Below are 9,475 nucleotides of genomic sequence, written 5' to 3' on the forward strand. Positions count from 1 at the left end.
TTACTTCCCGTCCGTCTCCTCGCCGGCTCCTTCCGCGGCCCGTATCGCGTCCCGGTACGCGCGGGCCGCCGCGCGCAGGGCCGCCTCCGGGTCGACTCCCTGTGCCTCGGCCCGTACCGCCAGGGCGAGCAGGTCGTAGCCGATGCCCTCGACCCGGGGCAGGGGGACGTCCAGGCCCGCCGTGCGGACGCGGGAGGCCAGTTTGGCGGCGAGGGCCAGGCCGGGCTGGCCGAGCGGGACGCCTTCGGTGACCGAGGTGCGCCGCTTCTCGACGGCCTTGGTGCGCAGCCAGTGCGCCTTGACCTCCTCGGGGGTGGTCGCCGTCTCGTCGCCGAAGACATGGGGGTGGCGGTGGATGAGCTTGGCGACGATGCCGCCGGCCACGTCGTCGACGGAGAAGGGCTCCTCCGGGTGCTCCTCGGCTATCCGGGCGTGGAAGACGACCTGGAGGAGGACGTCGCCGAGCTCCTCGCGCAGTTCGTCACGGTCGCCCTCCTCGATCGCCTCGACGAGTTCGTACGCCTCCTCGATGCCGTACTTGGCCAGGCCCTCGTGGGTCTGCCGGGAGGACCAGGGGCACTCGGCCCGGATGCGGTCCATGACCTGGACGAGGTCGAGCAGGCGGGCGCCCGGCAGGTCGTAGGAGGCGGGCAGCAGTTCCAGCTCCGGCATCCGGACGCGGCCGGTGCCCGCGAGGCGGGCCAGGCCGTCGGTCAGGGCGGGTTCGCCCTCGCCCGTCGCCACGACGACCACGGTCTGCCCGCCGGCGCAGGCCTCGACCAGGTCCTGGGCGGTCGGGGACACCTCGTCGACCGCTATCCCCGCTTCCCGCAGATACGGGAGCTGCGGGTGGGCGCCGTCCGCGCACAGCACCCGGTCGGCCGCGTGCAGGACCTGCCAGGCGGGCCAGGACAGCAGGCCGGGCGCGACACGGTGGCTGGTGGTGAGCAGGACGACGCGGCCGGACTGTGCGGCGGAGGGGGCTGCGGGACTGGTTGCGTTCACGATCCGAAACTAACCCACCGCGCCGCCGGCCCCCGAAAGTCGTCCACAGGGGGACCGGCTCGGTGTGACGGTATGCCCGGCGCGTCAGGCGATCGGCTGGGTTCCGTCCACCGTGACGTCCCGAACCCACGGGGTTTTGGCGTCGACACGGCTGCTCTTCTCGTCGTCCCAGGTGCCGTACCGCGGGTTGAGGTCGACGTCGAGCTTCCTGCTCGCCTCGGACAGGGCCTGCCAGAACTCCGGGCGGCTGGTGTCGGTGCCGAGCCGCTGGGCGAGCTTCTGCGCCTGGACCTGGAGACGGAGGTTGTCGTCGAGGCGCTGCGGCGGGATGCCGTACTGCTGCAGCCAGGCCGTCTCCAGCGCCTCGGCTCCGCCGGCCTGCCGCTCCAGGCCGGCCCGCATCCCCTGGACCTCCTTGGGGGTGACGCTCACCCCGGCGTCGCGCGCGGCGCGCTCCAGCACACGGTCCAGGACCATGCCGTGCAGGGTGTCGCGGGTGAGGCTGCCGGTGCGGGCGATGACCTGCTCGTACTGGGCGTCCGGCACCGCCTCCTGCTGGGCCGCGCGGATCTCGCCGACCCGGTTCTCCAGCTGCGACACCGTGATCCGCTGGCCGCCCACGACGGCCGCCGCGCCGGGATGCGCGTCGTTCCCGCAGGCGGTGAGGAGGGGGGCCGCTGCCGTGAGGGCGGCGGTGAGGAGGAGCGCGGTGCGACGACGGCGGTGCAAGGAAACCTCCTGAGGAGAGCTTGTGCGGCGGTGCACAAAGTCCTGCGGTGATCGATAGTAGGCAGCGGCCGGGCTCTGGCCAACCCATTCGACCAACGATTCCCCGGGACTTCCGGCACCGTCGCGCCCTCACCGACCCAGCCGCACCCGGATCAGACCCCCTGGCCCGCTCTGGCCCGCTCTGGCCCGCCTCGATCTGCTTCAGCCCGCTTCGGACTGCTGCGGACCGCTTCGATCAGGTCATCCGCGCATCTGCCCCAGCCAGCCCAGCGTCCGGCGGATGTCGGCGGCGAGCGGGTGGCCGGGGCCCTGGGCGCGCTCCACGTCGTGCAGCAGCCGGGCCAGGGTCTCGTGCGCGGCGGGGCGGTCGCCGAGGGCGAGCAGGAGGTGACCGATGCGGCGGCGGACGTCATGGGCGAGCTGCGGGTCGCCCGCGGCCACGTACCGGTTCTCGTAGTACGGCAGCAGTGTCCGGTACTCGGCGAGCGCCGCCACCGGGTCGCCGAGCTGCTCCAGGCACTGGGCGGCCTCGTAGCGGTGGCGCAGGGACTCCGGGTCGGCCTGGCCCGCCTCGGCGGCGCGTTCGGAGGCGAGGCGGCGCAGTTCGGGCAGCGCGCGCCGGTACTGGCCGTCGTCCAGGAGGGTGGCCGCGTACTGCTTGCGCAGGGTGCGCACGACCGGGGAGCGCTCGCCGTGCTGTTCCGCGGCGACCGGCAGGATCCCGCCGAGGATGTCCACGGCCTGGGTGATCCGGCCCTCGCCGAGCAGCCGCTTGACCTCGTCCACGGCGGCGGCGACATCGGCCTTCTCCGCGACGGGCGCCGGCGGTGCGGCGGGGGCGGGTCGGGGTGCGGGCGTGCGCGCGAGGTCCGGCCAGGGGGCGTGCGGGCGCAGGAAGGGGCGCGTGGGGTCGAGGGGAGCCCCGGTGGGCGTGCCCCGCGACGGCAGCAGCAGCGTCAGGTGCTCGTAGACCTCCTGGGCGGAGGCGGGGCGGTGCTGCGGGTCCTTGGCGAGCAGGCGCAGCACCAGCGCCTCCAGGGCCTCGGGGACCTCCTGGCGGATCTGCCGCACCGGCCGCGGTGCCTCGTAGAGGTGCCGGTGCAGCACACCGAGCGCCGTCGAGCCCGCGAAGGGCACGTCGCCGCTGAGCAGTTCGTGCAGCAGCACACCGAGTGCGTACAGGTCCGTGTACGGGCCGACCGCACCGCCCATCGCCTGCTCGGGGGCCATGTAGGCGGGTGAGCCGATGGGCGAACCGGTGTGGGTCAGGCGGGTGGTGTCGCTGTCCATCACGGAGGCGACCCCCAGGTCGAGCACGGTGATCGTGCCGTCCTGCTTCACCATCACGTTGCGCGGCTTGAGGTCGCGGTGGACGATCGGCACGGCGTGCACCGCGCTCAGCGCGGCACACAGCTGCGCGGCCACCGCCACCGCCCACTGCCACGGGTACGGGTTGTGCTCGGCGAGGTGGTCGCCGAGGTCGGCGCCGTCGACGTACTGCATGACGAGGAACAGCTCCTCGCCCGCGCTGCCCGCGTCGTGCACGGTGACCAGGCCCGGGTGGTCGACCTGGGCGGTCACCCGGCACTCGCGCACGAAGCGGCGGCGCAGTTCGTCGGCCTCCTGTCCGGCCACCTTGTCCGGGCGCAGGAGTTTCACCGCCACCCGCCGGTCCAGCCGCTTGTCGTAGGCCGTCCAGACCTGTCCCATGCCGCCCTGCCCGATGAGCGTGGACAGTTCATAGCGGCCTGCGATGACACGCCCCGCCGGCACACTCACCGTCCACCGTGGCCGTGGCCGTGACCCTGGTCGCCGCCCTCGTGCCCGTCGCTCCTGCGCAGGTAGTCACTGAGCTCGTCGAGCTCGGCGCGCACCCTGTCGATCCGGGCCGGCTGCCCGGGACGCTGCTGCAGCACCGGGGGCACGGGGGTGGACGGCGCGGGGTGGTGCGGTCCGGGCGCGGGATGCGGTGCGGACGGCCCGGGTGTCCCGGGCATCTGCGCCTGGGGCCGCGGTACGGGGGTGGGCGCGTACGGCGAAGCGGGCTGCGGGTAGCCGTACGGGGAGGGGGCACCGGTGCCCGACGCGTGCATCGTCGTGGCGTGGGGCGACGGCGGGCCGTGCACCCCGTACTGGCGCGACCTGTGGTGGAAGCGGATGTCCACGGTCAGGTAGTACGCGGCGGCGCCGGTGCCGAGGAGCAGGAGCCCGGCCAGGGCGACGTCGGTACGGGTGTCCGTCTCCGGCAGCGAACCGATCACCATCAGCAGGACGATGGACACGGGCAGGCTCGCCCAGGCCGCCACCCAGTCGGCGACGCGTCCCCGCAGGAGCGCGACCCGGAACAGCGGCGCGCAGGCCAGCAGCCCGCAGGACAGGAAACCGGCGGCGACGAACAGCACGCGCAAGGTGATGACCGTTGCCGTGCTGCGGGTGGGCGGTGCCACGCCGTGGCCGTACATGACTGCTCCTGGACCGGTGTAGCCGATGGGACGGGATGAGTCCGCGCGGGGCGGAACCCGGGTGGGAGTCCGAGCGTATAGGCCACCGGGGACAACCGGTCCGGGTTGTACCGAACCGTTGTCGTACCGATCGCTTCGCCGCCCCTCACCGTGCGGCGGTCAGCCGCCGCACTGCTCCAGCATCATGCGCTTGTCGGCCGTGGTCACCGGCATCTCGTACTTGACGGCGACCTGGGCGAAGCGGACCGCGTACGCGCACCGCACGCGCTTGTTCGGCGGGAGCCAGGAGGCGGGTCCGGAGTCGCTCTTGGCGGAGTTGGCGCGGCCCTCGACCGGGATGAGGTTGAGGGTGTCGTTCGCCAGCTGCTCCCGTTTCTCCTTCGACCAGCGGGAGGAGCCCATCTGCCAGCTGTAGGAGAGCGGGACCACGTGGTCTATCTGGACCTCGGACGCGTTCTCCTTGCGCCACTCGATGGTCTTGCCGGTGTACGGGTCGGCCAGGGTCATGGCCACCACCACGCAGTTGGAACCGGAGCGGAAGCGCACCTCCTGCCCGTCGCGCTGGAGGAGGTCGTTCCGTGTGTCGCAGCCGTTTCGCGCGAGGGGCACGCCGTCGGCGGTGTCCTTCCAGGCGTAGCCGAACTCGTCGCGGTCGTAGCCCGTCTTCGGTCCGCGGCCCTTGGTGGTCACCTTCTCCATGAGGTCCACGGCCGCCGCCCGGTCCGCCTCCCCGGTCAGCGGTGCGAGGCCCGGTTCGGTGCCGTCCGGGTTGTCCAGGGGGCTGACGGCGCGTCCGTCCGTTGCCGCCGGGCTGTCCCCGGCGGGGGAACCGGTGTCCACCACGCCCTCGCAGCCGACGAGGAGCGCCACGGCGGCCAGCGCCGCCATCGCGGTCCCCGTACGGTGCGGGAGCCCCGGCCCGCCGCGGCGTATTCGCCCGTCGGCCCGCCCCGTACGTCGTGCCCCGTCCCACGTCGAGTACCGCGTCACGGTGCCCCTCCCTTGCTGTTCCGTACGTTCTTCCTACCCGCCCCCGAACGGCCGGTATCGCATCGGGTCCCACCGTAGCCAGCGAGAGGTCCAGACCTCATCCCCGCAAAAGGGGCATTACTCGCACGTCGCGCGTAGGGTCGGTGCTGAGTCACCCTCGGAAGGAGTTCCGGATGGGCATCTTCGACAAGTTCAAGAGCAACAAGTCGGCACAGGAGAAGGCCAGGAAAGCCTCCGACGCCGCCGAGAAGAAGCTCAACGAGCGGACCGGCGGAAAGTACGAGGACCAGATCGACGCCGGGCAGCAGCAGGCCGAGGAGCGGCTCGGCATGAAGCGCGACCGCCCCGATCAGCCGTAGGCGCGGGTCCGGACCGGAAGCCGCCCACGGAATCCCCTGCCGTGAGCGGCTTCGCTCATGCCCCGCGTGCCTCGCGTGCCCTGTGCGCCCCGCGCATCCGGGCCGGCCGGCGGGGCCCCCGGTCACGACCCCAGGACCGACGTCAGGAACTCCCCGACCCACGCCAGCAACTCCCGGCCGACCAACGGCTTTCCGCCCACCTTCGCCGTCTTCGGCCGGGGCACCAGCACCTGGTGGGCGGCCGGCTTGAGGACCGTGCCGGGGTAGAGCCGCTTGAGGCGCAGTTCCTGGGACTCGCGCAACTCCACCGGGGCGAACCGGATGTTGTTGCCCTGCAGGACGATCTCCCCGACGCCGCACGCGCGTGCCAGCATGCGCAGGCCCGCCACCAGCAGCAGGTTCTCCACCGGCTCCGGCAACTTGCCGTAGCGGTCGACGAGTTCCTCGCGCACCCCCTTGACGTCCTCCTCCGAGTTGGCGGAGGCGATCGCCCGGTACGCCTGGAGGCGCAGCCGCTCGCCGGGCGCGTAGTCGTGCGGGACGTGCGCGTCGACGGGCAGCTCGATCTTGACCTCGAGCGGCGGCTCCTCCTGGATCTCGCCGGTCTCCAACTGGCGCCGGTAGTCCGCGACGGCCTCGCCGACCATCCGGACGTACAGGTCGAAGCCGACGCCCGCGATGTGGCCGGACTGCTCCCCGCCGAGCAGGTTTCCGGCGCCGCGGATCTCCAGGTCCTTCATCGCCACGTACATGCCCGCGCCCATCTCGGTGTGCTGGGCGATCGTCGCGAGCCGCTCGTGCGCGGTCTCCGTCAGCGGCTTCTCCGGCGGGTACAGGAAGTAGGCGTAACCGCGCTCGCGGCCTCGTCCCACCCGGCCGCGCAGCTGGTGCAGCTGGCTGAGGCCGAAGTTGTCGCCGCGCTCCACGATCAGGGTGTTGGCGTTGGAGATGTCGATGCCGGACTCGACGATCGTCGTCGACACCAGCACGTCGTACTTCTTCTCCCAGAAGTCGACGACGACCTGCTCCAGCGCCGACTCCGACATCTGCCCGTGCGCGGTCGCGATCCGCGCCTCGGGCACGATGTCCCGCAGCCGGGCCGCCGCGCGGTCGATCGACTCGACCCGGTTGTGGATGTAGAAGACCTGCCCCTCCCGCAGCAGTTCACGGCGGACGGCCGCGCCGATCTGCTTCTCCTCGTAGGGACCGACGAAGGTGAGCACCGGGTGGCGCTCCTCCGGCGGCGTGGTGATCGTCGACATCTCACGGATGCCGGTGACCGCCATCTCCAGGGTGCGCGGGATGGGGGTGGCGGACATGGTCAGCACGTCGACGTTGGCGCGCAGCTTCTTCAGCTGCTCCTTGTGCTCGACGCCGAAGCGCTGCTCCTCGTCGACGATGACCAGGCCCAGGTCCTTGAACTTGGTCTCGGAGGAGAACAGCCGGTGGGTGCCGATGACCACGTCCACCGACCCCTCCTGCAGGCCCTCCAGGACCGCCTTCGCCTCCGTGTCGGTCTGGAACCGGGACAGCGCCCGCACGTTCACCGGGAACTGCGCGTACCGGTCGCCGAACGTCCCGAAGTGCTGCTGCACCAGCAGCGTGGTGGGGACGAGGACGGCGACCTGCTTGCCGTCCTGGACGGCCTTGAACGCGGCGCGCACCGCGATCTCCGTCTTGCCGTAGCCGACGTCGCCGCAGATCAGCCGGTCCATCGGGACCGACTTCTCCATGTCCTCCTTGACCTCGGCGATCGTGGTCAGCTGATCGGGCGTCTCCGCGTACGGGAAGGCGTCCTCCAGCTCGCGCTGCCAGGGCGTGTCGCCGCCGAAGGCGTGCCCGGGTGCCGCCATGCGCGCGCTGTAGAGCTTGATCAGGTCGGCGGCGATCTCCTTGACGGCCTTCTTCGCCCGCGCCTTCGTCTTGGTCCAGTCGGCGCCGCCGAGCCGGTGCAGGGTGGGTGCCTCGCCGCCGACGTACTTGGTGACCTGCTCCAGCTGGTCGGTGGGGATGTAGAGGCGGTCGCCGGGCTGGCCGCGCTTGGCGGGGGCGTACTCCACCACCAGGTACTCGCGGGTCGCGCCCTGCACGGTGCGCTGCACCATCTCGATGTAGCGGCCCACACCGTGCTGCTCGTGGACGATGTGGTCGCCCGGCTCCAGGGTGAGCGGGTCGATGGTCTTGCGGCGCCGGGCCGGCATCCGGGCGCCCTCGCGGCCGGACGCCTTCTGGCCGGTCAGGTCGGTCTCGGTGAGCACGGCGAGCTTGAGCGCCGGGTCGACGAAGCCGTGGTCGATGCAGCCGCAGGCGACGTGCACGACGGACGGGGCGATCGCGCCCAAATCCGCCTCCAGTCGGGCCGCGATGCCCTCGCCGCCCAGCACCTCCACCGTGCGGGAGGCCGAGCCGTGGCCCTCGGTGACGAACACCGTGCGCCAGCCGTCGGCGAGCCAGCCCTTGGTGTCGGCGAGCGCCCGCGCGGTGTCCCCGCGGTAGGTCTCGGGGGCGTGCATGCCGAGCTTGAGGGTGTCTCCGTCCAGCTGTTCGTCGGCGGCGAACGGCGACACCGACCACCACATCATGTCCAGCTCGCGCGCCCGCTCACGGACGTCCGCGAGGGACCACAGGGAGGCCGCGCCGACGTCGATGGGCGCCTCTCCTCCTCCGGCGGTGGCCGCCCAGGACGCCTGCAGGAACTCCTGCGAGGTCGCCACCAGGTCGGCCGCTCGCGTGCGCACCCGCTCCGGGTCGCAGACGACGGCCATGGCGCCCTCGGGCAGCACGTCCAGCAGCAGCTCCATGTCGTCGACGAGGACGGGGGCCAGGGACTCCATGCCCTCGACCGCGATCCCCTCGGCGATCCTGCCGAGCAGCTCGCCCAGCTCGGGGTGCTGTTCGGCGAGGACCCGCGCGCGTTCCCGCACGTCGTCGGTGAGCAGCAGCTCCCGGCAGGGCGGGGCCCACAGGCCGTGGTCGGCGATCTCCAGGGAGCGCTGGTCGGCGACCTTGAAATAGCGGATCTCCTCGACGTCGTCGCCCCAGAACTCGACGCGCAGGGGGTGTTCCTCGGTCGGCGGGAACACGTCGAGGATGCCGCCCCGCACCGCGAACTCGCCGCGCTTCTCGACCAGTTCCACGCGCGCGTACGCGGCGGCGGCGAGCGCCTCGACGGTCTCGTTCAGGTCGGCGGTCTGTCCCGTCCGCAGCGCGACGGGCTCCAGCTCGCCCAGGCCTTTGACCTGCGGCTGGAGCACGGAACGCACGGGCGCGACGACGACGGAGACGGGACCGGTCTCGGGGTCGTCCGACCGGGGGTGGGCCAGCCGGCGCAGGACCGCCAGGCGGCGTCCGACGGTGTCGCTGCGGGGGCTGAGCCGCTCGTGCGGCAACGTCTCCCAGGACGGGTACTCCACGACCCCCTCCGGCGGGAGGACGGAGCGCAGGGCCGCCGCCAGGTCCTCCGCCTCACGACCGGTCGCCGTCACGGCCAGCACGGTACGGCCGGTGTCCCGGGCCAGGGCCGCGACCGCGAAGGGGCGGGCGGCCGGGGGACCGACCAGGTCGACGTGCGTCCGGTTGCCGTCGGCGGCCGCCGAGATCGCTTCCGCGAGGGCGGTGTCCTTGACGACGGCGTCCAGCAGACCGTGCAAGCTCATTCGAGGCGCTTCCATCCGGGGTGTGCAACACGACAGGCCCGACACGCGCCGCGGGCCGGGGGTGTCCAGCGTACGACGCCGCGCCCGCGGACACCGGAAGCCTGTGGACAACGCCCGGTGCCCGTGGCCCGGTGCCGGCCCACCGCCCGAGCCGGTCGGCCGGAAGTCCGGGCACCGACGGGCCCGGCGCCGGGAAGTCCCGAGATCCGATGTCGCGGTGCCGGGTGTGTCGTCGTCGTCCCTGGCGTATGTGATCTACACGTCGGCTTCGACG

At 72.6% G+C, this 9,475-nt stretch carries 7 protein-coding genes; 1 reads left to right on the forward strand and 6 read right to left on the reverse strand.

Going from position 1 to position 9,475, the window contains the following annotated elements:
- The 5 genes from AB0I73_RS26460 to AB0I73_RS26480 all read right to left on the reverse strand — a co-directional run bounded on the left by AB0I73_RS26460 (position 1) and on the right by AB0I73_RS26480 (position 5,084).
- Positions 1–1,005, reverse strand: coding sequence for a nucleoside triphosphate pyrophosphohydrolase (locus AB0I73_RS26460; RefSeq protein WP_363041299.1), 1,005 nt, complete (start codon positions 1,003–1,005; stop codon positions 1–3).
- 84 nt (positions 1,006–1,089) lie between these two features.
- Positions 1,090–1,734 (reverse strand): SurA N-terminal domain-containing protein, encoded by a 645-nt coding sequence (locus AB0I73_RS26465; RefSeq protein ID WP_363041301.1) that lies wholly within the window; start codon positions 1,732–1,734, stop codon positions 1,090–1,092.
- 240 nt (positions 1,735–1,974) lie between these two features.
- The gene (locus AB0I73_RS26470) at positions 1,975–3,471 is read right to left on the reverse strand and encodes a serine/threonine-protein kinase (protein ID WP_363041311.1); all 1,497 of its coding nucleotides are present in this window, start codon (positions 3,469–3,471) and stop codon (positions 1,975–1,977) included.
- A gap of 38 nt (positions 3,472–3,509) precedes the next feature.
- Positions 3,510–4,196, reverse strand: a complete 687-nt coding sequence (locus AB0I73_RS26475; protein WP_363041303.1) for a hypothetical protein — start codon at positions 4,194–4,196, stop codon at positions 3,510–3,512.
- A 159-nt stretch (positions 4,197–4,355) separates the two neighbouring features.
- Positions 4,356–5,084: an HNH endonuclease family protein gene (locus AB0I73_RS26480; protein ID WP_363041313.1), complete on the reverse strand. Its 729-nt coding sequence runs from the start codon at positions 5,082–5,084 to the stop codon at positions 4,356–4,358.
- A 275-nt stretch (positions 5,085–5,359) separates the two neighbouring features.
- Between AB0I73_RS26480 and AB0I73_RS26485 the strand changes: the two genes are divergently transcribed.
- On the forward strand, positions 5,360–5,545 hold the full coding sequence (locus tag AB0I73_RS26485; RefSeq protein ID WP_363041305.1) for an antitoxin: 186 nt from the start codon (positions 5,360–5,362) through the stop codon (positions 5,543–5,545).
- A gap of 122 nt (positions 5,546–5,667) precedes the next feature.
- Here AB0I73_RS26485 and mfd read toward each other — a convergent pair whose 3' ends face one another.
- Positions 5,668–9,201, reverse strand: coding sequence for a transcription-repair coupling factor (mfd, locus tag AB0I73_RS26490; RefSeq protein ID WP_363041307.1), 3,534 nt, complete (start codon positions 9,199–9,201; stop codon positions 5,668–5,670).
- Positions 9,202–9,475: the final 274 nt, after the last annotated feature.

Source organism: Streptomyces sp. NPDC050388 (assembly GCF_040655635.1).
Classification (GTDB): domain Bacteria; phylum Actinomycetota; class Actinomycetes; order Streptomycetales; family Streptomycetaceae; genus Streptomyces.

Bases quoted from the DNA above. Each gene is read 5' to 3' on its own strand.
- AB0I73_RS26480 (WP_363041313.1), bottom strand. From the start codon at position 5,084: ATGGCGGCGCTGGCCGCCGTGGCGCTCCTCGTCGGCTGCGAGGGCGTG.
- AB0I73_RS26475 (WP_363041303.1), bottom strand. From the start codon at position 4,196: ATGTACGGCCACGGCGTGGCACCGCCCACCCGCAGCACGGCAACGGTC.
- mfd (WP_363041307.1), bottom strand. From the start codon at position 9,201: ATGAGCTTGCACGGTCTGCTGGACGCCGTCGTCAAGGACACCGCCCTC.
- AB0I73_RS26485 (WP_363041305.1), top strand. From the start codon at position 5,360: ATGGGCATCTTCGACAAGTTCAAGAGCAACAAGTCGGCACAGGAGAAG.